Here is a 23510-nt window from a genome sequence, read left to right on the forward strand (position 1 = left end):
CCATGTTCGATCCAACCGAATGCTGGAACTATCTCAAACAGGCAGGCTACGTTGCATGTTAATCGCCCGATGCTCTAAGCAAATCCCTCGATGCGCCGACGAGGTCGCCTTCATGCAGATAAACCCCACAGACAGGATGCCGACATGAGCAGCCATCAGCCAAGCGGCATCCATCACGTCACCCTGATCACCCGCAATGTGCAGGCGAATGTCGATTTCTATGTCGGTTTCCTTGGCTTGCGGCTGGTCAAGCGCACAGGCGGTTATGAGGATGCCGAACAGCTCCATCTTTTCTATGGTGATGGGCTTGGATCTCCAGGTTCACTCGTCACCTTCCTTGTCTGGGAAGACGGCGCGCCGGGGCGTGTTGGCAATGGCCAGGTTTTTGAAATAGCCTTTGCGGTTCCTCCGGCCAGCCTTGGCGAATGGATGACGCGCGCCTTGAAATATGGCGTTGCGGTTGACGGGCCGATGCACGAATTCGGCGAAGCTGTCCTGAGACTGAAGGACCCGGATGGCATCATCGTGAAACTGGTCGCTTCCGATCTTTCCGCGATGCATTCGTGGGGCAAAGCCGAGATCGCCCCGCGTCGGTTGCGGGCCGTGACGATCCTGTCGGAGGTTCCGGAAGAGTCCGCCGCTTTCATCGAGAGGTTCGGCTATCGGCGTGGTCCCGTCCGGGGCAACATCACGCGTCTTCTGTCCGATACCGATGCCGTCGACATCCGTGACGGCTCTGGCTATGTTCCTGGCATTCCCGGCACCGGTACGGCCGACCATGTTGCATTCCGTGCCTCGGACACCGCGGCCATTGATGCGCTGCGGGAGCAATTGTCGCGGCTCAATTCGTCGCCCACCAATGTCCACGACCGGCGCTATTTCACGTCGCTCTATGTGCGCGAGCCCGCGGGCACTTTGCTGGAAGTGGCAACGGACGGGACGGGCTTCACCGTCGACGAAACAGCAGAGCAACTGGGGACAACCTTGATGCTGCCTCCGGCCGACAAGGACCGCGCCGATGATCTTCGGATCATGTTGCCGCAGTTCGCCTTGCCTGGAGAGGCGCGTTTGCCACGGCGCGACCTGCCATTCGTGCATCGCTTTCACACACCCGAAAATCCGGACGGCAGCACGATCATCCTGCTGCATGGCAGCGGCGGGACGGAGGCGGATCTGATGCCGCTGGCGCACCGGGTTGCGCCGCGCGCGACACTGCTCGGCGTGCGCGGACGCAGCCACGAAGAGGGAAGCGCGCGCTGGTTCCGCCGGATGACGGCCACCACCTTCGATCAGGCCGACATCCAAGCCGAGGCTGAGGCCTTCGCGGCCTTCGTGGAAGGCGCCATTACGGGTTATGGGCTCGAATCCCGACGTATAACCTTTCTCGGATTTTCCAACGGCGCGAATTTCGTAGCTGCGATGATTGGTCTCCAACCCGGAGTCATCCGCCGGGCGATCCTTTTGCGATCAATGCCGGTGCTGGAGACCTTGCCCACGGCCGACCTGGGCAACGTTGACGTTCTGATGGTCTCCGGCTCGCGCGACCCGTTGGGCGACGGCTCCCGGCTGGCGGATTGGCTCGCAGCATCCGGCGCGACGCTGGACATGCACGTCGTCGAAGCAGCGCATGAGCTTACACCGGAGGATACGGCGGTCGCACAGGAATGGTTTGGCAGGAACAACGGAGAAGATCATGGCTGACATTGAAATCAGCAAGGAACAAACCGGGGAGCGGCATGGACGCTATGTAGCCCGCATAGAGGGGATCGACGCAGAGGCCGAGATCACCTTCACGAAGAGGGGCGCCGATCTGATCAGCGCCGATCACACGGGTGCGCCGGAGACGATGAGGGGAACTGGCGCTGCCGCTGCTTTGGTTTCCTTCATGGTGGAAGACGCACGCAGAAACGGCTTCAGGATTCTGCCGATATGTCCCTATGTCCGCGCGCAATATCGCAAGCATCCCGAGTGGGCCGACGTCATGACGATGCCTCCGGGCGCGGAGCCCAATCCCGGGAAGCACGGTTGATCCATCCGGATTTGTAGCTCGCTCGCGGCTGACGTGTCGGAGTGGTACAACGAGGGAAGCACCGTCACGATGCTGCCGGAGACGGTGCGGCCGAATCCTGGCGGGAGGGGGCCTCGTGCCGCATGAGAAAACGCTCAATGGAGCGGATGATCGCGATCAACAGCAGATTGATCACCAGATAGAGCACCCCGGCGATGGCGAAAATCTCGAAGATCGCGAAGGTCTGGCTCATCAGCCGCTTGGCATAGCCGGTGATTTCGAGCACCGTGATTGTCGATGCGAGGCTGGTGCCCTTGACGACGAGAATGAGTTCGTTGCCATAGGCCGGCAGCGCCTGGCGGATGGCGAGCGGAAACTCGATGCGCCGGAACCGTAAGATGCGCGACATGCCGCACGCTTGGGCCGCCTCGACAAGCCCGACCGGAACCGACATCAATCCGCCGCGCAGGATTTCGGATGTATAGGCGGCCGTGTTCAGCGCCAGCGCCAGCACGGCGCAGCGCGCACCGTCGCTGATCACCCACCACAGAGCCGCGTTGTCCTTGATCAGGGAAAGCTGGCCGAGCCCGTAATAGAACAGGAATATCTGCACCAGCAGCGGCGTCCCGCGAAAGACGTTGCTGTAATATTTGGCGAAGCCTGACAGGAGGCGGTTGGAGGACAGGCGCATCAGCGCCAGGCCGAGACCCAGATTGAAGCCGATCAGCACCGAAACGAACGTCAGCGCCGCCGTGACCCATAGGCCCTTGAGCAGAACGGGAACCGCAAGCTGGATGAGGTCCATCATACTACTTTCTCGTCCGCAGCCTGAGCAGGCGTTCGATCCCGTCGAACCCTGCCTGACTTGCAAGCGTGATGAGGAGATAAACCACTGCCGCGATCAGATAGAAGATGAACGGATGGCGGGTGGAATTGGCGCCGATGAATGAAATGCGCATCAATTCCTGAAGGCCGACCACCGAGACCAGCGCCGTGTCCTTGATGGTGGTCTGCCAGACATTGTTGATGCCGGGAACGGCGATGCGCAGCATCTGCGGCGCGATGATGCGGCGGAAGATCCGGCCGCCGGGCAGTCCGAGCGCGCGAGCGGCCTCGATATGCCCATTGGGGATGGCGCCGAGCGCCCCGCGCACGACCTCGGTCGAATAGGCGCCTGAAATGGCGCCGATGGCGATGACCGCGATAACGAACGCATAGCCGCTCTCGGCGACGCCGGCATAGCCGAAAGCGGTCACGACCCTGGTCACGAATTCAACCGAACTGAAAAACAGCAGGTAGATGATCAGCAGTTCGGGCACGCCACGCACCAGCGACGTATAGACATCGACCAGCAGCGAAAGCGGAAATATCCGGGCCCACTTGATCAGGCCGCAGACAATGCCGATCACCAGCCCGGCCGCCATGCTGACGAGACCGACGAGGATCGTTATCGAAGCGCCGCGCAAGATCGCGGGCACCCAACCCGCTTCCCAAACCTGCCAGAGACCGAATTCCATGTGAGTGCCCTAGTCTGCGCGAATGATACGAAGCCCGGATGCATGCGCCCGGTTGCCCGGGCACATGCGATAGAAGTCCACGGCGTTATTGGCAGGGCCGGGAAATGTCCGTCTTGAACCATTTCTGGCTGGCCTTGCCGACCGAACCATCGGCGATCAGCTCGCAAAGCCCCTTGTCGATCTTGGCCTTGAGTTCGGTGTTGTCCTGCGCGATGCCGACGCCGATGCCCTCGCCAAGCGTCGGATCAAACGTGCTCTTGATCTCGACACCGACCAGTTGGAAGTTCTTGCCATCCGGCTTGTCCAGAAAGTCCTGCAAGGCGGATTGATCGGCGAAAGCGGCGTCGATACGGCCGCTCGCAAGGTCGATCTGCATCTGGTCGAGCGTATCGTAGGTTTTCAGGTCGGCGTTCGGCGCACGCTTCTCGAGGAAATGCGCGTGCGTCGTGCCGGCCTGCACGCCAACCTTCTTGCCGTCGAGCGATTTCAGCAGCGTGTCGACGTCGGTGATGGCGGCCAGATCGGAGTCCTTGGCCGCGACGAACATATTGGCCAGTTCGGCGTATCCGACGCTGAAATTGATCTCCTTCTTGCGATCGGCGGTGATCGACATGCCCGAGATGATGACGTCGAAGCGCTTGGCCTTCAGCGCCGGGATCAACCCGTCGAAGGCCTGCACGACGAAGTGGCACTTCACTTGTAGCTTGGTGCAGAGCAAGGCGCCGACATCGGCGTCGAAACCGGTAACATTGCCATTGGCGTCGGACATGCTCCATGGCGGGTAGGCGCCTTCCGTTCCGATGGACAATTCGCCTTCGGCGGCCAATGCGCTGCCCATGCCTCCCGCGAGAAAGGCGAGCAGCGTCAAGACTTTCAGTTTCATGTCAGTTCCCCTTGTTGTTGATCTTCATTGCCGTTGTCCGGTGCGAACCGAACGCTTCGAGGGTGCGGTTTTTCCTCACAGCGTGCGCGCCAGGAACTGACGCAGACGCTCCGAGCGCGGGCTGCCGAACAGCTCCGCGGGTGCACCCTCTTCCTCCACCTTTCCCTGGTGGAGAAACAGGACCTTGTGGGAGACCTCGCGCGCGAACTGCATCTCATGCGTCACGAGGATCATGGTGTTGCCTTCCTCCGCCAGTTGACGGATCACCCGCAGCACCTCGCCGACCAATTCGGGATCGAGCGCCGATGTCGGTTCGTCGAAAAGAATGACCTTGGGCCGCATCGCAAGCGTTCGGGCGATCGCCGCCCGCTGCTGCTGGCCGCCGGAAAGCTGGCCCGGATAGTGGGCGTGCTTGTCGGCAAGACCAACCTTCTTCAACAGGGCGTGGGCGTGTTCGATGGCCTTCTCGCGGGGCTCCTTCAGCACATGCCTGGGCGCCTCGATGATGTTCTCGACCACCGTCATGTGCGGCCAGAGATTGAAGTTCTGGAAGACCATCCCGACGCGGGCGCGGATGCGTTCGACCTGCGCCATGTCGGCCGGCCCGACACGGCCGTTGGACAACGGCTTCATCTTGATGACCTCGCCGTCGATGGCGACCTTGCCGCCATCCGGCTGCTCCAGAAGGTTGATGCAGCGCAGGAACGTGCTCTTGCCGGATCCGGACGAGCCGATCATGGAAATCACCTCGCCGGCATGCGCGGTGAGATTGACGCCCTTCAACACCAGAAGAGAGCCGAAGCTCTTGTGAAGTTCGTCGATCTGCACGGCTGGCGTCGTGGGCTTCGGTTCCTGGGCGGGAGCCTCGGCAACCATCGCGGCGCGAACGGTTGGCGACGTTTGTTCGCTCCCGATGGCCTCGTCCTGGCCTATCTCGACAGCCTCCAGGTCCGCCAGCGCACGGTCGAAGTATCGCAGGCTGCTCGACAGGCAGGTCCGCTGCCAATCCGCGTCGGCCGGAATGAAGGCCGAGCGCAGCGTGTCCCGGATGCGCCTGCCCAGCGGCGAATCGAGCTTGCCGAACAGATGCAGCCAGTTGTCGGCTTGCACCGCTTCCATCACGGTCGGACCGTCCAGCGTGCCGCATTCGATGACAAGCGGCAGCACCCGCGCCTTCGGCATCGCCTTGCGGACGGCATCGGAGACATAGCCGGTCGCAGTTGCGGCGATGCCGGTTCCCGTCTTGGCGCCCGGACCGGTAAGGACTGTCGCAAGCGCCGGCCCGAAGATGGATTTGCCCCAGGCAAGGCCGGGATGCTCGGAACTCGCCACCGAAAGCAGAGCCGGATAACCATAGGGCCCGGCGCCGGTATGCAGGTCGAAGACGATGACCTGACGCGCGCCGCCGGCAAAGGTCTTGAGGATTTCGTTCAAGGTTCGGTTCGACCAGACGGGACCGCCGCCGCCGTAATACAGTCCGTCTGCGAATTCATACTGGCCGGCCTCGACGATTGCCGCCAGCCCGGGATGCCCGAGTTTCTTGCGCGCCACGGCGAGCTTCTCGTCGGCCGCTATGCGGTCCGACCCTTCCCATTCATGGTAGGCAAGCGCATCGTGCAAGCCGGCATAGCCGTTGTTGACGGGAGCACCCGCCGCCCAGTCGATGAAGTTGCGGTTGAGGTCGACATTGTCTTCATTGACGCGCCGCGACCATGCCGTGCCCCAGGGATTGATGAGGTGGATGGCAAGGATCGCTATGTCGTCGGGCAGACGCCGCAGGTTCTTCTGGCCCAGCCACGCGGTCTGGCAGGCCGAGCCGAACGGCCCCTCGACACCATGCGTTCCGGAGATGAGCACGATCAGCTTCGGCGCATCGCGGCGACCAAGCAGCGCCACATCGGTCGCCAGAGCCTCGCCATCCGGTCCGTTCAGCGGATGGGGATATTCGGACAGTTCCGCGCCCGCCCGCTTGGCCGCTTCGCGGAATCCCTGGCGCAAGCCGGCGAAATCCGAGGCATAGGGCGGCACCTTCTCATCTTGGCGCGCCATCGGTCCCGCCGGGCGACTGGCGGCCGCGGTTAATCCGTTCATTCCCTGTCGTTCCGCCGTGGGGCTATTCATCGTTGAGATCGCTCGCGTTCTTAAGGGGCAGTCGGCGCTCGCTGCCGGAAGGGAGCGGCCTGGAGGACCGGACGAACCAGGCATCGCAGGCAAGCACCTTGTCGGGGTTCATGATCGACTGATCGTCCAGGGCTCTTTTCACCCGCTCCATCGCGGCGAGCTTCGTCGGGTCGGCTGTCGCCACCAGGGAATGGATGCGCTTCGACCCAACGCCATGCTCGGCGGAAAAGGAACCGCCAATCTCCCGAAGCTGTTGATACAGGACGTCCTCGACCGCCTTCGCGATGTAAGGAGCCAGCGGACCCTGGCGGTTGAGCACGATATGCAGGTTCCCATCGGCCAGATGTCCGAAGACATAGGGCGCGAGACCCGATTCGATCGCGGCAAGGCCGGGTATGATCTTTTCGAGATAGGTTGAAATCTCCGACAATGGCACGGATATGTCGAAGGAAGGCGCATTGGGATGAGCGCGGTAAAGCACGCCGGTGTCCTCGCGCAGCCGCCACAAATCGTCCTCCTGCCGCCGTGAGCCGGCAATGATGCCGGTCGCTTCGGGATGACGCTCCATCGTCTCCGAATAAATCCGCTCGAAATCCTCTCGCAGCGCCTCCTCACGGGCCCCGCCAAGCGACAACAGCAGGAACAAAGGCTGCCCGGGCGCCACGCCGGCTTCGGACCATCCATGTGCGGCGGCGGCCAGCCTGAAATACGAGTTCCACATCGCCTCCGCCGCGCGCAGATGCCCGACATCCGATTCCAGCGCCATGCGGATGATCTGCAAAGCCGCGTCGACCGACGGCAGGCCGAAAAGCGCGGTGGCGGTCGCTCGCGGCGAAGGATCGAGCTTGACGACCACGCGGGTGACGATGCCGAGCGTTCCCTCGGCACCGATGAAGAGATGCTTCAGGTCGTAGCCGGCGGAATTCTTCACCACCCGGGTCAGATCGGAATAGATCGATCCGTCGGCCAGCACGGCCTCGAGGCCAAGCACGCGATGGCGCATGACGCCGTTGCGAAAGGCCATCACCCCACCGGCATTGGTGGACACCATGCCGCCGATCGTCGCCGAGCCGCGCGCTGCAAGGTCTATGCCCGGTTCCAGCCGGTGTTCGAGCGCGGCCTGCTGCAGGGCTTCCAGAGTGACGCCGGCGCCGACCACCGCCACGCGCTCGATCGGATCGAGCCGATCGATGTGGCTCAAGCGCGCCGTCGACAGGACGATCTCGCCCGGCCGCGAAATGCTGCCGCCGACCAGGCCGGTCCGCCCGCCTTGCGGCACGATGGGAACCTCGTTGCGGCGGCAGATGCGCACCACCGCCGCGACCTCCTCCGTCGACGAAGGCGTGACGACAATGCCGGCGCCGCAATCCATACCGTTCGACCCAAGGTCGATCGCCCTGGCATCGTCGCCGGTCCGCACGTTCGAGGCGCCGACGACACTGCGGATGCTGTCGACAACAGGCAATGGCACCGCCTGGCCGATCCAGCCCGTTTGCCCTGGAGAAGCGAGGCCGGTCATTGTGCCACCAATCCCTGGAGCGCCGTGATCAGCCGGTCGTTTTCCGCCGGGGAGCCGATGGTGACGCGCAAAAAGCGCTCATAGCCGGCCTCACGCCACGCCTTGACGATAATCGCCTGCTTGAGGAGACCAGCGGCAAGGCTCGAACTGTCGACCTTGCCGTCGAAGAACAGGAAGTTCGTTTGCGACCGCGCAACCTGGAAGCCAAGGCCGGCAAGCGCGGCGGCTGTGCGGGCACGCTCGGCTCTGATGCGACCCACCGACGCCTTCATCCAACCTTCGTCGGCAAGGGCAGCGACAGCGGCGGTCTGCGCCGCGGCGTTGACGTTGAACGGCGTCTTCGCGGCGGCAATCACTCTCGCCAGTTCAAGGCTGGAACAGACGGCATAACCCACGCGCAGTCCCGCCAGGCCATAAGCCTTCGAAAACGTCCGCAGCACGACATGGTCGATAGAACTGTCGCGCAGAACCTCGATGCCGTCCGGCGCGCCGGGATCGGCAAACTCGAAATACGCCTCGTCGAGGACGAGAAGCGTGCCGGGCCGAACGGCGCCGATCAGCCGTCGCAAGCTGGAGCGGTCGAGACCGGGGCCGACCGGGTTCCAGGGCGAGGATATGAAGACCACTCGCGGCCCGGCGGCGATCGCCGTTTCGAGCGCGGCAAGGTCGAAGCTCATCTCCGGCGTCATGGCGATCTTGACGACATCAGCACCGGCCGCCAGCGGCTCTATCTCATGCAAGCCGAAGCTCGGCACCGTCGTCACCACCGAGGCGCCCGGCACCAGGACGGCACGCGAGATGGCGGCGATCATCTCCTCGGAGCCATTGCCGACGACAATCAGGTTGGGGTCGACCGTCAGTCTATCGCCAAGTGCCGCCCGCAACGCCGTGCAGGCCGGATCGGCATAACGCCATGGCTCAAACGACGAGGAGGCCAGCGCGGCGGTGACGGCGGGAGAACAACCGTCGGGGTTTTCGTTGCTGGCAAGCCGGGCGATGTCGTGGCGCCCGCTCAGAGCCCGCGCCATCGCGATGTTCATGCCGGCATTGTAGGACGGCAATGCCGCGACATGCGGATTGAGTGGCAGGCTTGACGCTGGTTTGACCGACTGTTCCAAATCCGACTTCCGTTTCCCCCGGCCACGCGCGGCACGACGATCTTGTCAAATATCCAGGACGACTGATCCGCGCGGCTTCGAGCAGCACAGCAGCACTTCGCCTGCCCTAAGTTCGTCCAGCGGTTCTTCGAAATAGGCGACCTCGCCCGAGACCAGCCGCGACTTGCAAGTGCCGCATATGCCGGTCCGGCAGCTGAATTCCGGTGTCAGGCCTTGATCCTCGGCGAAGTCGAGCAGCGATGCCGCCGAGCCATCCCAGACAGCCCGGAGGCCCGACTTTCGGAACTCCACTGTTATCGCCTCGCCATCCGCTTCGATACTTGCCGGCTGCACGGGACCCGGGAGGACTCGCACCGCGTCCGGCTCGAGCACCGTCGCCGGGCCAAAGAATTCGTAAGCGATACGATGCTTCGGCACGCCAAGCCCGCGCAACAGGCCGTAGATCGCCTGCATGAACGGCGGTGGCCCGCAAAGATAGAAATCATAGTCATCGATCGGCAGCAGGCGCTGCAGCACGTCTCGCGAAATCATGCCCTCGGTGTGGAAGCGCCGCTCGGCCCTGTCGCGCTCGGACGGCGATCGGTAGCAGTAATGGGCGATCAGCCCGGGCCGGGTGGCGACAAGGCCCGCCACCTCGTCGCGCAACGCATGCACCTCGCCATTCTCGCAGGCATGAATGAAGGTGGCATGGCGGCCCGGCGTCAAGGCCAGCGCATGCAGCATCGAGACCATCGGCGTCAGCCCGACGCCGCCGCTGAGCAGCACCACCGGGCGGGTGCTGGTCCTGTCGAGCACGAAATCGCCGCGCGGCCCTTCAGCTTGAAGCACATCGCCGACATCGATCCGGTCATGCAGGAAGCACGAGCCTGTCCCGTCGCGAAGCCCCGGGGCGGGTGCGACCTCGCGTTTGACGCTGATCCGGTAGCGGCCCTTGCTGGCCGGCGAACAGGAGACGCTGTAGTTGCGCAGCACGTATTGCCTTTCGCCGGCGGCATTCCCAGGCACCGGAATGCGAAACACCAGGAACTGGCCTGGCTCGAAAGCGCGCCAGTCGCGTGGATTGACCGGCTCGAAATGAAACGACGTGATGACGGCGCTCTCCTTCACCTTCGCGACCACCTTCAGGTCGCGAAACCCGCTGCTTGCGATAGTGTCGCGGGCGGTGAATGCGTTCATTCGGCGGCCGCCAATTCCTGGCTCTCGCTGGCGATCAGCTTGGCCAGATTGCGGCGGAAGCGCAGCGGCCCGACGTCGATCTTCAGATCGAGATTGGGTGTGTGCTTGTTCGCCATGCCCTTGTGCACGGCATTGAGCACGACGCGATCCTCGTCGAAGGCGCCACGCACGGATGTGGCGAACTGGCGCGAAACCTCCAGGTCGTCGGGCGCGAAATTGCGCATCTGGAACCAGTAGTATTTCGTCTGGTTCTCATCGACCGGCGTCATGAAGTTGTAGCTGTCCATGAGGAACACATCCTCGTGCAGCGGCTTGCCCTCGCCGCCAGTGCGGGCCGGCACGAAGATCGCCTTGATGATCGCGTTTGAGGGGTAACGCACCTCATAGTGCTGCTTGCGGTCGCATTTGCCGCTGAATTTGAGAAAGGGCGCATAGAAGGGCGCCGGCTCGGCATCGACCACCCAGCGCCACACGGTCACACCGTCCGCGCCGACCGTCGTTTCGAGCGGCGCATCCTCCATGGCCTGGACGCCGCCGAAGGAAGATTGGTGGACCCATGACACATGCGAGGGATCGAGCAAATTATCGGTCATGTAGAGATAATTGCAATCCAGCGACATCGACTCGCCGCGGTTGACGCCCCATGCCGGATCGCCCCAGTGGTCGACCTCGAAAATCAAGGCGGGATCGGCCTTGGCCGCCTCGCCCATCCATATCCAGAGCAGTCCGTAGCGTTCGGCGATCGGATAGGAGCGGACGCACGCGACATGCGGTATCTTTTCCGCGCCCGGCACACGCGTGCAGGTTCCCGTGCTGTCGAAGGTCAGGCCGTGATAGCCGCATTCGACCGTGTCGCCCTTGATGCGGCCCATGGACAAAGGCAGCTTGCGATGCGGACATGCGTCTTCGAGCGCCGCCACCTGCCCATCGGTCCGTCGGTAGAGGACAATGTCCTCGCCGAGGATTCGGGTTGGCACCAGCCGGTCGGCGACCTCATGATCCCATGCGGCAACGTACCAGCAGTTTCGAAGAAACATGGCGTCCTCCCCAGCTTGTGAACACGAAAACGAATATCGTGCGAGCCTGGGGCGACATAGGGCTTGCATCTGCGTTCTATTTTAGAAAAACTAAATCAAGCTGACCCCAGGATCGTTGCCCAGGTGAACAAGACGCCCCCGTTGCGTGCGATACAGGCCTTCGAGGCTTTCGGCAGGTGCGGCAGCGTGACTGCCGCGGCAAACGAGCTTGGAGTGTCGGTCGGCGCGGTCAGCCAACAGATACGCAAGGCCGAAGATGCCCTGGAGGCGAGGCTGTTGGAACGGCGCGGCAGGAGCGTGGCCCTCACGGCGTTGGGCCGTGTCTATCACGCAGCGGTTTCCGTCGGATTCGAACAGATTCGCGAGGCTCAGGATGTCATCGAACGGGCCCGCTCCGCGGACACTTTGACCATCTCCTGCCTGCCATCACTGGCCAGCAAATGGATCGGCCCGCAACTGCTGGATTGGCAGGCCAGCCATGCCGGCGCGACGGTGCGCCTGGTTGGCGCCGAGACAGAGCCCCGATTGGACACAGAAGAGTTCGACTTCCGTATTTCCTACGGTGACAAGTATCGTGATTTCAACCACTACACCGAACTGTTCACGGATTGGGTGGTGCCGGCATGCTCGCCAGCGCTGCTCGCAAAGCATCCTGTGCGCAAACCCGCCGACATTCTCGATCTGCCGCTTCTCAGCATAGAGTGGGCTCGCGACCACCGCTCACCGCCAAGTTGGGCGGAATGGGCCGCAAGCATCGGGGCATCGTACCGAAAGGTTTCGGGCGAGGTCGCCTTCTCCTTGTCGAGCGCCGCGATCGATGCCGCGACGAACGGAAGGGGCATAGTGCTGGCGCAACTTTCGATGGCCGCCGAGGATATCGCGTCCGGCCGGCTCATTGTCCCTTTCGATCAGCGGCTAAAATTGTCTCAGGCCTATTTCCTTGCCTGGGACCGTGCAGCCTTGCAAAAGCCCTTCGGTCCGGAACTGCGCGCATGGATCGTTTCGATTTCCAAGCGGATGGGCGCGGCATTAAGCTAATGTCCTCATGCCCCGCTCTCGGTCGCCGCCGAGCGGCGGATGCGAAGGCGCCTCGATTTGTCCTTGCCGTTTGAGGACATTCCCGCTCCGCACGCACCACAAAGCATCAGCGCCGGTGCCGTCCGAGACCATGGCATTTCGAAAAGGCTGACGCCAAGACCGGCTGGGTCAGGTGTTTTTCTCGCCGGCCGCTGCCGTACGATCACAAGCGCCACCGCGATTGTTCGCTTGTCTTGAAGCTTCCCCTCGCGCGGGCCAGTCTGGATCCGCGAAGGCTGGCAACGCTCGATCCCGGTTGGAGTGCAAGGTTCGCGTCTTTTCTGACCAAGCAGGATCCTGAAATCTTGAAGGGCGAAGTCGAGAACACGGAAGATACACTTCGTGATGCGATTTTATGGCGTTAACGAGAAGTCGAACCGGCAATGATCGTGCTGGCCTTCGCAGGCGCAGTGTATCTCCTCCGCTTCGATCTTGCCCGACTTCGCCGCCGAGTGACGAAGCAGAAACGAAAGCGCGCCGGTGACAAAGCCCTCGAACATGTAGCAGACGCGCTGGCCGGGTCGCTGCCCGGCCTCGAGGGCAAAGATCGAATTCCTGAGGCTGATGCTTCCGCGACTGCCGGCAACGTCCAACATATCGATCGAGAACTGGCCCCAGCCGCGCTGCGACAGGCGCTGGAATAGTGGCGGAATGTCGCCTCGCGATGGAGACCCTTGCCACGGACTTGCGCCTCGCACCATTCGATGGCGGACTTTGCCGTCGCCTGACGCAGGATGGCGCGGTAGGTCTCGCGGCCTAGGGCTTCCTCAACCGCGAGATGATTGTTCACCAGAAAGTGCCTGGGCAGATAGACCATGGGCAGCTCGTCGGTCCGCCAGATGCCGCTTGTCTCATCGACATCGATCGGAACCTGGGGCTGCATGATCTCAAGCTGCCTGCCGCTGCGCGGCGACGGAGGCGGACTGGTCCTTGTAGAGCTCGCCGTCCTTCATGATGACGATGAGGTTCTTCTCATGCACCATCATGTCGAGATCCTTCAGCGGGTCGCCATTGACTAGCAGCAGATCGGCGATGAAGCCTTCCTTGACCATGCCAAGCTCATCGCCAAGGCCCATCACCTGGCCGCCGAGTCGCGTGCCGCATTGCAAGGCTTCGCTGGGCGAATAGCCGAGCAGGTCGACGAAATGCTTGAGGTCGCGCGCATTGGTGCCTTGCGGCGTCTGCGCGAAGCCGTAGTCGCCACCGATCAACGCGCGCACGCCGCGCTTGCGGAGTTCCGTGTAGACCTTGCGGCTGTCGTCCAGGATGCGCTGCATGCCGAACTTCACCGCCATCTCATGCGTGAAGCCGAAGGGCTCGCCCTCATAGAGCGTGCCATAGATGATGCCGATGGCCGGGCCGACGAAGATGCGGTCCTTGGCCGATTCCAGCGCGTCCAGCGCCTCCTCGTCGGCGGATTCGCAGTGGTAGATGACGTCGACGCCACACTTCACCGCGCGCTTGACCGAGCCGGCGGCGCGGGCATGGCAGTTGATCTTCTTGCCGAAGTCACGCGCCACCTGCACCGCCGTCCTCACTTCGGCCTCGCTCATGACGGTGAGGCCGCCATGCGCCGCCGGGCTCAGATCATCGCCGGAGATATTGATCTTGATGTTGTCGGCGCCTTCGCGGCAGCAGAGCCGCACCGCCTTGGTGATCTCCTCGACGCCATCGGCGATCATGCCGAAGCTCTCGTGGTACATATGCTGCTGGCGCTCGTCGCCGAGGCCGCCGGTGACCGTAATCTCCGGACTGCCGGCGCGCATGCGCGGACCCGGCAAGCGGCCGGCATTGATCTCATTGCGGATGACGATGTCGAGCCTGAGCTTCGAGGTTGCCGCACTATAGGCACTGGTGAAACCATGGTCGAGCAAGGTCTTGGCATTGCGCATGGTGAGCAGAAGATGCTCCTCGGGCGGGATCAGGCCGAGGTCGGAATCCTTGATCGCGCCGCCAAAGGAGATATGGGCATGGCCTTCGACGAGGCCAGGCATCAGCGTCATACCGCGGCATTCAACCGTCGTCGCACCGTCGCCGGACAATTGATCTGGCGTGCGCGCAATGGTGACGATGCGGCCATTGTCGACCAGCAGATCGGCCGGATAGGCGTCGGCGCCCGTGCCGTCCCAGATCATGGCATTTCTAAACATCACTCTTGTCATGACATCGTCCTTTCGGGTTTGGCGGGGTTATTGGTTGACGGCTTGCCGGGCGGCAACGTCGTCGGCCACGAAATTGGAGAGGATGCCGACGCCTTCGAGTTCGACCTCGCAGACATCGCCATGCTTCATGAACAACTGCGGCTTGCGCGCCACGCCGACGCCCGATGGCGTGCCGGTGACGAGAATGTCGCCCGGCTCCAGCGTGATGGCTTCGCTGATGATCGAGATCAGCGAGACGACGTCGAAGATCATGTCGTCGGTCGAGGCGTTCTGGACGACCTCACCGTTGAGACGCGTCTGGATGCGCAGGCCCTTGCCGCCCGGCGGCAACTCGTCTGATGTCACGAAGATCGGACCGAAACAGCCGGTGCCGTCGAAATTCTTGCCGACGGTCCATTGCGGCGCCTTGGTCTGGAAGTCGCGGATGGAGGCATCGTTGAAGATGGAATAGCCGGCGACGTGGCTCAACGCCTGGGATGGCGCGATGTGGCGGCCGGCCTTGCCGATGACGGCCACCATCTCGCCCTCATAGTCGAGCTGGATCGACGCTTCCGGACGGCGGATGGCAGCACCATGCCCGATCAGGCTCGTCGAGAAGCGGGCGAACAAGGTGGGATAGGTCGGCGGCACGAAGCCGCTCTCGATCGAATGATCGACATAGTTCAGGCCGACACAGATGATCTTGCCGGGCCTTGAGATCGGCGGCAGCCATTCTACCGATTCCGGATCGATCCGGCGCCCGCAGGCCAGCCGCCCGCCAGCGGCATGCAACGCCTGCACGCCATCAGCGATCAATCCGTCAAGCCATCCTGGAAACATCGCGTCGCTTGCGTCGATGCCGCGGAACTCGCCTGCCGGCAAGGCGATCGCCAGCCCAGGTCCCCGCGGCGATTTATAGGCTGCAAATCGCACTGGTCTTTTCCTCGCTTCTGAAGACTGGACTTTGTTGAGAAATTATATATCTGTCAACATAGAATATATTATTTTGCATTCTGACTTCTGCCAGAGATAATGTATCAAGGCTCCTCGATGGACGGATTCGCCCGCAGGCAAACGGATGGCTAGGGAAGGCTCGATCAATCTCACCCAGGGCGCGTATGAAGATTTGCGCGCCGATCTCTTGTCGTGCCGGATCGAACCGGGCAGCCGGCTCAAGGTCCAGGAGCTCTGCGACAGGCTGTCCGTCAGCCTTGGCGCTATACGCGAGGCGCTGTCGCGGCTGACCTCCGAGGGCCTCGTCGTGGCCGAACCGCAGCGTGGCTTTCGTGCCGCTCCGATCTCGGCCGAGGACCTGCTCGATCTTACCAAGACGCGCATCCAGATCGAGACTTTGTGCATCCGCCGCGCCATCGAGGTTGGCGACGTCGTCTGGGAATCGCAACTGGTGGCCGCTCTCCACAGGCTGTCGCGCACCCCCGAGCACACGCCCGACGATCCCGTGCATTCGAGCGACGAATGGGCGACCGCGCACGCAGCCTTCCACAAGGCGCTTGTCGCCGGCTGCGATAGCCATTGGCTGCTGCGCCTGCGCGACCAGCTTTACGACCAGAGCGAGCGCTACCGCCGCCGTTCGGTCTCGCTGGCGCCAAGAGCCCGCAACATCGGCAAGGAACATCAGGACCTCGCCGCTGCCGTGCTCGACCGCGATGCAGAAAAGGCAGCCGAACTGCTGGCGGCGCATCTGGCTGTCACCACCGACATCCTGCTTGCGGCGGAGACCTCCGACCTTCCGGCACGCAAGACGACGGTGCGGGCGTAGCGTTTCATCCAACTTTCTCCGGAAGTACAAAACGCCGTCCGTGCAACTGGACGGCGTTTTGCATCGCCGCCTACTGTCGCAGATTGGTCCAGATGCGGTCATAGGCGCGGATCGCCTTCTCGTCGCATGACGGCGCGAAGGTGATCTTGAGATCGGCCGGCGGATTGAATTCGGGCGAGCCGCCGACATCGGGCGCCAGGAGCTTGTTCGATCCAGCGATCGCGCTCTGGTAGCCGGTATATTTCTGCTGCAGCGCCATGTTTTGCGGATCCATCAGAAAATTGAGGAACTTCTTGGCGTTCTCGACATTGGGCGCGCTGGTCGGCACGGCGACATTATCCATCCAGCCGACAACGCCTTCCTTGGGATAGACGTATTTGACCGTCGATTTCTGCTGTCGCGTCGCCAGCGCCTTGCCCGACCATTGCTCGTGCATGACCGTCTCGCCGGCAACCTGGCGCTCGACGATACCATCGGAATTGTAGACCTTCACAAAGGGCTTCTGCGCCTCGAGCAAGGCGTCAAGTTCCTTGAGGTCGGCTGGATTGCTGTTGCACTGGTCCTTGCCGAGATAGACCAGCGCCAGCGACATCACTTCGGTCGGCGAGCCGAACATGCCGACCTTGCCCTTGAGTTCCGCCGGCGGATCGAACAGCGGTTTCAGGCTGTCGGTCGGGCCTTTGTAGACTGATGTGTCGACCGAATAGGAGGTGGTACCCCACACCCATGGCACGGTGTATTTAGCATCGGGATCCCAAGGACGGTGCTGCCATTTCGGATCGACGTTTTTAAAATTCGGCATCGCGCCCGCATCGACTTCTTGGAACAGCTTCTGCTTGACGAAGATCGGCACGAAGTCGTTGCTGATGATCATCACGTCATAGCCGGCAGCACCCGAACTCAGCTTGGCGAGTGCGGTCTCGTTGGAATCGTAGGTGTCGATGGTGACCTTGATCCCGGTCTCTGCCTCGAACTTCTTGATCATTTCGTCCGAGGTATAGTCGGTCCAGTTGTAGATATGCAGTTCACCGGCATCGGCGAGTGCGGTGGTGGTGATCGCCCCCAGCATGGCGGCGGCCAAGGCTGTTTTCGAAAGTCCTTCCTTCCATTTGGTCACGGTCGTTCTCCTCTGACCGGTTTCTTTGTTGTGACTTCCTGTTTGACCATGATCTCCTCCGAAAACCGGTTCCCACTTTTCAGGATCATGGTCAGGCAAATCGGTTGCGCCGTCCGACGAGCAGGGCCGCCGCGACGAAGATGATGGAAACGGTAAGAAGGATGGTGGAGATGGCGTTGACCTCGGGCGTCACGCCAAGCCGCATCATGCCGTAGATGTAGACCGGCAGAGTGGTCGAGCCGGCGCTCGACACCATCATCGAGATCAGGAAATCATCGAGCGAGACGACGAAAGCCATGATGGCGCCTGCCAGAATCGCCGGGGTCACCAAGGGCAGCGTGATCCGGCGAAACAGCCGCCACTCGTCGGCATAGAGGTCGCGTCCCGCCTCCTCCAGCGTGCCGCCCATGTCGCGCAGCCGCGCCTGGATCGGCAGCAACGCGAACGGGATGCAAAAGACGGTATGGGCGATCATCAGGTTGATCAGCCCGTGATGCATGCCGAGCCCGGAAAAGAAGATCAATGTGGTGATCGCCACCACGATCTCCGGCACCACCAGCGGCATGGCGATCAGGGCGGTTGCCGCGCCGCGCCCGAAACGCAGCCGGCCGCGTTCGAGCGCCAGAGCACCGGCCGTAGCGATGGCCGTCGAGGCGATGGTGGCAACGATAGCGATGATGAGGCTGTTAAAGGCGGCGTCGCGGATCGCGCCATTGTTGGCGACCGCGATGAACCATTTGAAACTGAAGCCGGACCACACGGTGACCAGCCGGCTCGAATTGAAGGCGTAGATCACCAGGATCAGCAGCGGCGCGTAGAAGAACACGAATATCAGAGCGGTGTAGACCGACAGGCCCGGCGTGTGCCGCCAGTCGAACGGTTTTGCGCCATTCATCGCCGTTGCTCCCCGGCTTTGCGCGAGCGGATGACAAAGACGGTCAGCACGACGACAGTAACCACGGTTGAAAGCGCTGCACCAAAAGGCCAGTTGCGCGACGAGGTGAACTGCATCTGGATCAGGCTGCCGATCAGCAGCTTCTTGCCGCCGCCGAGCAGGTCCGGCGCCAGGAATGAGCCCAGCGCCGGCGCGAAGACTAGCGTCGCGCCGGCCAAGGCGCCGGGCCTCGCCAGCGGCCAGACGATGCGGCGGAAGACGGCGGTGCGGCTGGCGTAGAGATCGTAAGCGGCCTCGATCAGCCTGGGGTCGAGGCGCTCCAGCGTCGAATAGATCGGCAGCACCATGAAAGGCAGGAAGGTGTAGACGAGACCGAGCAGGATCGACCCGTCATTGTAGAGCAGCGGCAACGGATCGGAGATGATACCGGCATGGCGCAGCGCGCCGTTGGCCAGACCCTCGTCGCGCAGGATCAGGATCCAGCAATAGGTGCGGATCAGCGTGTTGATCCAGAACGGCAGCGTGACGGCGAACAGAAGCACCCGACGCCGCTCTGGCGTCTGGCAGACGATATACCATGCGACCGGCAGGCCGAGCACGAGGCAGATCAAGGTGGTGGCGACAGCGAGATAGACCGAGCGCAGGATGATCAGCGCATAGCTCGGCGAGAACACCAGGCTGTCGTCGAAATCGCGCTGGTAGAGGAATTGCAGATAGGCGTCAAAAGTTGGCGGCTGGGTTACGCCGCCATAGGGGTTGGCGGTCATGAAGGAATAACCGACCGCCAGGAACAGCGGCAGGACCATGAAGATGCCGATGACCAGCATGGCCGGCGCAATCAAAAGATAGGTGCGGTTCGGACCCATCTCAGTTCGCCAGTTCGCGTTCGACATGGCGCGCCCAGTCGACGACGACGCTATCGCCTGTCGACAGCGACGCACCGCCGCGCGTGCGCGAATGCAGCTTTGCTCCCTCCTCCAGCACGATCTCGTAGAGCGTGTCGGAGCCAAGGAAGGTGATGGCCGAGACCGCGCCCCTGGCATGTCCCCGGACGCCATCCAAGGCCGGCGAGACGACGATGTGTTCAGGCCGCACGACGATCGTCTTTGCCGGATCGCGGCCAAGGGCGGCACCCGGCAAAAGGTTGGACTCGCCGATGAAGTCGGCGACGAAGCGGTCCTGCGGGTTGTCGTAGATATCCTTGGGCGTACCGATCTGCAGCACGTCGCCGCCGCACATCACGGCGATGCGGTCTGACATGGCCAGCGCCTCCTCCTGGTCATGGGTGACCAGCACGAAGGTGATGCCGGTTTCGCGCTGCAGCCGCTTCAATTCGCTCTGCATGCTCTTGCGCAGCTTGAGGTCGAGCGCCGAAAGCGGCTCGTCGAGCAGAAGCACGCTGGGCTTCGGCGCCAGCGCGCGCGCCACCGCGACGCGCTGCTGCTGGCCGCCCGACAATTGCGCCGGGCGCCGCGCGGCGAAGCCTTCCAGCCGCACCATTTCAAGCGCTTCTCTGACGCGGTCATCGATCAGCGATTTCGGCGCGTTCTGCATTTCCAGCCCGAACGCGACATTCTCGGCCACGCTCATATGCGGGAACAGCGCGTAGCTCTGGAACACCGTGTTGACCGGTCGCTTCTGCGGCGGCAGCGCGGCGACGTCGCTGCCAGCGATGCGGATGGCGCCTGAACTCGGCGCTTCGAAGCCGGCGATCAGGCGCAACAAGGTTGTCTTGCCGCAGCCCGACGGGCCGAGCAGCGTGAAGAACTCGTTGTCGTAGATCTCCAGGCTGACTTCATTCAGCGCGCGGACCGGATCGGCGTCCCTGGTCACGAAGGATTTTGACACGCTCTGGATGTCGATCATGACCGGCACATTCCTGGGACTGCATGGAGATGGCCCTCTCGTCGAAGGTCATCACGGTCGTCTGGCGCCGCATCTAAAAATTCGCTCCAAAATTATATTTGTCAACGGATAATATATTGTTTTTGGGTTTTGACACGTGAAAGTGTGGCGGAGCCGTTGTCGTCTGTGCGGAGCTTCAGAGCACCTTGCCACTTTCGGGATCGAGAAGGTGCATGTGGCCCATGCCGAGCGACAGCGTCGCCATCTCGCCCGGTTTCGGCGTCGCCGCCGGGTCGATGCGCGCCGTCGCCTCGGCGCCGGCGATCAGAACATGCAGCAGCGTCTCCATACCCATCGGCTCGACGACATCGACCGGCACCTTGATGCCGACGGTGTCAGGCCGCTCGCGATGCTCGGTGATGTGCTCGGGCCTCAGGCCGAATTCGAGCTCGCGCCCGACATGGCCAGCATAGCGCGCGGTGCGGGAAGCCGGCACGGCGAGCGCGGTGTCGTCGCCCAGCACCACCGCCAGCCCGTCGCCGCGCGCCTCCAGCCGGCATTTGAAGAAGTTCATGCCGGGGCTGCCGATGAAGCCGGCGACAAAGCGGCTGGCCGGCTCGTGGTAGAGCTCATTGGGCGGCCCGATCTGTTCAATGCGGCCCTTGTTCATCACCACGACACGGTCGGCCAGCGTCATCGCCTCGACCTGGTCGTGCGTGACATAGACGGTGGTGGTGGCGACCATCTGGTGCAGCTTCTTGATCTCGGCGCGCATCTTGACCCGGAGCTTGGCATCGAGATTGGAGAGCGGCTCGTCGAACAGGAAAACTTTCGGCTGCCGCACCATGGCGCGGCCCATGGCGACACGCTGGCGCTGACCTCCGGATAATTGGTGCGGTTTGCGCTGCAGGAGTTCGCTGAGGTCGAGGATGTCGGCGACGCGGGCGATGCGCTGTGTCACCTCCGCTTCCGGCACCTTGCGGATGCGCAGGCCGAAAGCCATGTTCTGCGCCACCGTCATCTGAGGATAGAGCGCATAGCTCTGGAACACCATCGCGATATCGCGATCCCTGGCCTGGACGTTGTTGACCAGCTTGCCGCCAATATGGATCTCGCCGCCGCTTGGCCTCTCCAGTCCAGCCACCATGCGTAATGTCGTCGACTTGCCGCATCCGGACGGTCCGACGAGAACGACGAATTCGCCCTTGTCGATGTCGAGATCGATATCGTGCACGACCTTCAGATTCTGGAAGCTCTTGGAAATCTTGCGTAGTTCGACGTCGGACATGGCGCTATTCCTTTGCCGTGGGCGCGAACATGTCGAGCGCCAGTGCCGCGGTTCCGATCACGCCGGCATCATTGCCGTGCTCGGCAGCCACGATCACCGGCGGGCGTCCGGGCTTGAGCAGCACGAAATCCCTGACGTTCAGTGCGATGCGGTCGGTGAAGAAGGGACCGGCCAGCGACAGGCCGCCGCCGATGATCGCCGCCTCGATGTTGAGCATGTTCGACATGATGCCGATCATCTGGCCGAGCCAGCGTGCCACCTCGTCGACCACCTGCAGCGCGACCGCATCGCCATCCTTGGCGAGGTCGACGACGGTCTTGGCGTTCCTTGCGTCGGTGTCCGGCTCCAGTTGGCGGTAGCGGTTGACCAGGGCGCGGGCGCTGGCTAGATTCTCGACCATGCCCGGCACCGGATCGGCGATATCGGTGCGGGCCGGGTCGAGCGAGATGCAGCCGAACTGCGGCGGCAGCCCATCCGGGCCGTCGATGACCTTGCGCTCGATGACCATGGCGCCACCGATTCCGGTGCCGAGCGTGAGAAACGCAAAGCGTGAGAACGGACGTCCGGCGCCGTGGCGCATTTCGCCATGGGTGGCGCTGACGGCATCGTTGCGGACGACGGCTGGCACGCCGAAGCGAATGGCGAACAGTTTCGACAGCGACCCCTTGAGCAGCGCCGGGATCGCGGGACAGCGCCCGTTGAGCATGCCGGTCTCGGGATTTGGCGTGCCTGGAACGCCGATGCCGATCGCGGCGATGCCGGGATGCGCCTTGCTCAGCTTTTCGGTCGCCTCGGTAACCAGATGAACGAAATCGGCGAATTCGATGTCGCGATGCACAGGGACTGTGTCGCGCGCCAGGACCTTGCCCGAACCGTCGACCACGCCGAGCTTGACCAGACTGCCGCCGATATCGATTCCGATCGCGGTTACCATCAGGCCTCCTTGCGGATGCGCACGTTGAGCCGCTTTCCCAGGTTGGGGTAGATCATCTTGTCCGGATCGATACCGCGCGCGATCGCCAGCTCGCAGCCATACCATTGCAGCGGGATGGGCGCCCAGCAGCCGGCGAGCCATTGCTGTTCCGGCGCGAGCGGCCAACTGACGTCCAGGTCGAAGCGGGTCGGATGGCCGGAAAGGTTGAGGACGACAGCGCGCGGCCCGAGTTCGGCCAGGGCTTCGCCCAGATTGGCGGCGACCTTCGCCTCGGTCTCGGTCTGCGCGATGGCGATCACCAGGCTCTTGTCGGTTGTGCCGTAGACATGCCCGTGCAAAGCCTCCTCGGTGTCGAAGGCCGCGGTCGGTACGCCACTGATCTCGGCGATCTTGAGCGATGCCTCGAGCGCGGTGCCGAGATGTGTCGCCTGTCCGGCGACCAGGATGTAGTCGGGTACACCAAACCGGGCGACCAGATCCTTAGCGGCCGCAAGACCGGTTTCGGCCGTCTGCTCCAGCTGCGCGAGCAGCTCCGACAGATCGACCGTCTTGTTGGCAAGCTTTGCGGCGACCGCCAGCACCGAAATGACGGTTGCGGTGTAACCCATGGTCTTGGGCCCGACCGTTTCCGGACCGATCGGCATGACGATGACCTCGGCACCCGCCCGGGTGATGAGGCTGTCGGCTTCGCCGGTGATGACGAGCGTCGGGAAGCCGCGCTCCACCGACAGGCGCACCGCCTCGATCGTGGTGATGCTCATGCCGGATTGTGAGGCGGCCAGAACCAGCGTGCGCTGGTCCGATGCCTTTGGCGGCAGACGCAAGAAAGCCTCCGGCTCCTTGGCGATTACCGAAGCGCCTGTGCCCTCCTCCAGCGCCTCGGCGCCGGCCAGCAGTGCATTCATGGAGGAGCCAGTGCCGAGTAGCACAATCCGCGCTGGCCTCTGGCGCAGGCTGTCGAAGTTGGCGAGATCCGCACCGATCGCGGCGGGTAGATCGGTTAGGGTCGAAGGCTGCCGTCGGATGTAATTGCCTATCTGCATCTTGGTGTTCC

At 62.9% G+C, this 23510-nt stretch carries 23 protein-coding genes; 5 read left to right on the top strand and 18 right to left on the bottom strand.

All coding sequences use genetic code 11. The features are described from left to right. Positions 1 to 33: 33 nt before the first annotated feature. Entirely contained in the window at positions 34 to 288 is a 255-nt protein-coding gene (locus FJ934_RS28555) for a hypothetical protein (protein WP_246671631.1), read from the bottom strand. Here FJ934_RS28555 and FJ934_RS24765 point away from each other — a divergent pair. Next, positions 199 to 1701: a VOC family protein gene (locus tag FJ934_RS24765; RefSeq protein ID WP_246671628.1), complete on the top strand. Its 1503-nt coding sequence runs from the start codon at positions 199 to 201 to the stop codon at positions 1699 to 1701. The two genes, FJ934_RS28555 and FJ934_RS24765, sit on opposite strands and share 90 nt — an antisense overlap. Next, positions 1691 to 2029, top strand: a complete 339-nt coding sequence (locus FJ934_RS24770) for a GNAT family N-acetyltransferase (RefSeq protein ID WP_210241976.1) — start codon at positions 1691 to 1693, stop codon at positions 2027 to 2029. The genes FJ934_RS24765 and FJ934_RS24770 overlap by 11 nt, the downstream gene beginning before the upstream one ends. A 64-nt stretch (positions 2030 to 2093) precedes the next feature. Here the strand turns inward: FJ934_RS24770 and FJ934_RS24775 are convergent, their stop codons facing one another. From FJ934_RS24775 to FJ934_RS24810, 8 genes are all read right to left on the bottom strand, one after another. Further along, entirely contained in the window at positions 2094 to 2813 is a 720-nt protein-coding gene (locus tag FJ934_RS24775) for an ABC transporter permease (protein ID WP_181165761.1), read from the bottom strand. A 4-nt stretch (positions 2814 to 2817) separates the two neighbouring features. Next, positions 2818 to 3525, bottom strand: a complete 708-nt coding sequence (locus tag FJ934_RS24780) for an ABC transporter permease subunit (protein WP_140613051.1) — start codon at positions 3523 to 3525, stop codon at positions 2818 to 2820. Positions 3526 to 3610: 85 nt separating this feature from the next. Then, entirely contained in the window at positions 3611 to 4408 is a 798-nt protein-coding gene (locus FJ934_RS24785; protein ID WP_140613052.1) for a transporter substrate-binding domain-containing protein, read from the bottom strand. Between the two features lie 75 nt (positions 4409 to 4483). After that, on the bottom strand, positions 4484 to 6457 hold the full coding sequence (locus FJ934_RS28725; RefSeq protein ID WP_181165758.1) for a DUF2817 domain-containing protein: 1974 nt from the start codon (positions 6455 to 6457) through the stop codon (positions 4484 to 4486). A 64-nt stretch (positions 6458 to 6521) separates the two neighbouring features. Next, a complete protein-coding gene (locus tag FJ934_RS24795) occupies positions 6522 to 8048 on the bottom strand; it encodes an FAD-binding oxidoreductase (protein ID WP_140613054.1) in 1527 nt (508 codons plus the stop codon). After that, the gene (hisC, locus tag FJ934_RS24800) at positions 8045 to 9166 is read right to left on the bottom strand and encodes a histidinol-phosphate transaminase (protein WP_140613055.1); all 1122 of its coding nucleotides are present in this window, start codon (positions 9164 to 9166) and stop codon (positions 8045 to 8047) included. Before hisC ends, FJ934_RS24795 begins: the two co-directional genes overlap by 4 nt. A 45-nt stretch (positions 9167 to 9211) precedes the next feature. After that, the gene (locus FJ934_RS24805) at positions 9212 to 10342 is read right to left on the bottom strand and encodes a 2Fe-2S iron-sulfur cluster-binding protein (RefSeq protein ID WP_140613056.1); all 1131 of its coding nucleotides are present in this window, start codon (positions 10340 to 10342) and stop codon (positions 9212 to 9214) included. Further along, positions 10339 to 11379 (bottom strand): aromatic ring-hydroxylating dioxygenase subunit alpha, encoded by a 1041-nt coding sequence (locus FJ934_RS24810; protein WP_140613057.1) that lies wholly within the window; start codon positions 11377 to 11379, stop codon positions 10339 to 10341. The genes FJ934_RS24805 and FJ934_RS24810 overlap by 4 nt, the downstream gene beginning before the upstream one ends. 123 nt (positions 11380 to 11502) lie before the next feature. On the opposite strand from FJ934_RS24810, the gene FJ934_RS24815 reads away from it, so the two are divergent. Continuing rightward, complete coding sequence (locus FJ934_RS24815) at positions 11503 to 12417, top strand: LysR substrate-binding domain-containing protein (RefSeq protein WP_140613074.1); 915 nt, start codon at positions 11503 to 11505, stop codon at positions 12415 to 12417. A 422-nt stretch (positions 12418 to 12839) separates the two neighbouring features. Continuing rightward, positions 12840 to 13100 (top strand): hypothetical protein, encoded by a 261-nt coding sequence (locus FJ934_RS28140; RefSeq protein WP_181165759.1) that lies wholly within the window; start codon positions 12840 to 12842, stop codon positions 13098 to 13100. Positions 13101 to 13343: 243 nt separating this feature from the next. Here FJ934_RS28140 and FJ934_RS24830 read toward each other — a convergent pair whose 3' ends face one another. Both FJ934_RS24830 and FJ934_RS24835 read right to left on the bottom strand, forming a co-directional pair. Continuing rightward, the gene (locus FJ934_RS24830) at positions 13344 to 14618 is read right to left on the bottom strand and encodes an amidohydrolase family protein (protein WP_140613059.1); all 1275 of its coding nucleotides are present in this window, start codon (positions 14616 to 14618) and stop codon (positions 13344 to 13346) included. 27 nt (positions 14619 to 14645) lie between these two features. Next, positions 14646 to 15530: a fumarylacetoacetate hydrolase family protein gene (locus tag FJ934_RS24835; RefSeq protein WP_140613060.1), complete on the bottom strand. Its 885-nt coding sequence runs from the start codon at positions 15528 to 15530 to the stop codon at positions 14646 to 14648. A gap of 145 nt (positions 15531 to 15675) precedes the next feature. Here FJ934_RS24835 and FJ934_RS24840 point away from each other — a divergent pair, with 145 nt between their 5' ends. Continuing rightward, on the top strand, positions 15676 to 16377 hold the full coding sequence (locus FJ934_RS24840; RefSeq protein ID WP_140613061.1) for an FCD domain-containing protein: 702 nt from the start codon (positions 15676 to 15678) through the stop codon (positions 16375 to 16377). Positions 16378 to 16447: 70 nt separating this feature from the next. Here FJ934_RS24840 and FJ934_RS24845 read toward each other — a convergent pair whose 3' ends face one another. The 7 genes from FJ934_RS24845 to FJ934_RS24875 form a co-directional block, all read right to left on the bottom strand. Continuing rightward, on the bottom strand, positions 16448 to 17494 hold the full coding sequence (locus FJ934_RS24845; protein ID WP_140613062.1) for an extracellular solute-binding protein: 1047 nt from the start codon (positions 17492 to 17494) through the stop codon (positions 16448 to 16450). A 91-nt stretch (positions 17495 to 17585) separates the two neighbouring features. Then, positions 17586 to 18389: an ABC transporter permease gene (locus FJ934_RS24850; protein ID WP_140613063.1), complete on the bottom strand. Its 804-nt coding sequence runs from the start codon at positions 18387 to 18389 to the stop codon at positions 17586 to 17588. Continuing rightward, on the bottom strand, positions 18386 to 19255 hold the full coding sequence (locus FJ934_RS24855; RefSeq protein ID WP_140613064.1) for an ABC transporter permease: 870 nt from the start codon (positions 19253 to 19255) through the stop codon (positions 18386 to 18388). Before FJ934_RS24855 ends, FJ934_RS24850 begins: the two co-directional genes overlap by 4 nt. A gap of 1 nt (position 19256) precedes the next feature. Continuing rightward, a complete protein-coding gene (locus FJ934_RS24860) occupies positions 19257 to 20255 on the bottom strand; it encodes an ABC transporter ATP-binding protein (RefSeq protein WP_140613065.1) in 999 nt (332 codons plus the stop codon). A 175-nt stretch (positions 20256 to 20430) separates the two neighbouring features. Further along, complete coding sequence (gene ugpC / locus FJ934_RS24865) at positions 20431 to 21522, bottom strand: sn-glycerol-3-phosphate ABC transporter ATP-binding protein UgpC (RefSeq protein WP_140613066.1); 1092 nt, start codon at positions 21520 to 21522, stop codon at positions 20431 to 20433. A 4-nt stretch (positions 21523 to 21526) separates the two neighbouring features. After that, on the bottom strand, positions 21527 to 22456 hold the full coding sequence (locus FJ934_RS24870; protein WP_181165760.1) for an ROK family protein: 930 nt from the start codon (positions 22454 to 22456) through the stop codon (positions 21527 to 21529). Then, the gene (locus FJ934_RS24875; protein ID WP_140613068.1) at positions 22456 to 23499 is read right to left on the bottom strand and encodes an SIS domain-containing protein; all 1044 of its coding nucleotides are present in this window, start codon (positions 23497 to 23499) and stop codon (positions 22456 to 22458) included. The genes FJ934_RS24870 and FJ934_RS24875 overlap by 1 nt, the downstream gene beginning before the upstream one ends. Between the last annotated feature and the right edge of the window lie 11 nt (positions 23500 to 23510).

This window comes from Mesorhizobium sp. B2-4-12 (assembly GCF_006441575.1).
In the GTDB taxonomy this organism is placed as follows: domain Bacteria; phylum Pseudomonadota; class Alphaproteobacteria; order Rhizobiales; family Rhizobiaceae; genus Mesorhizobium.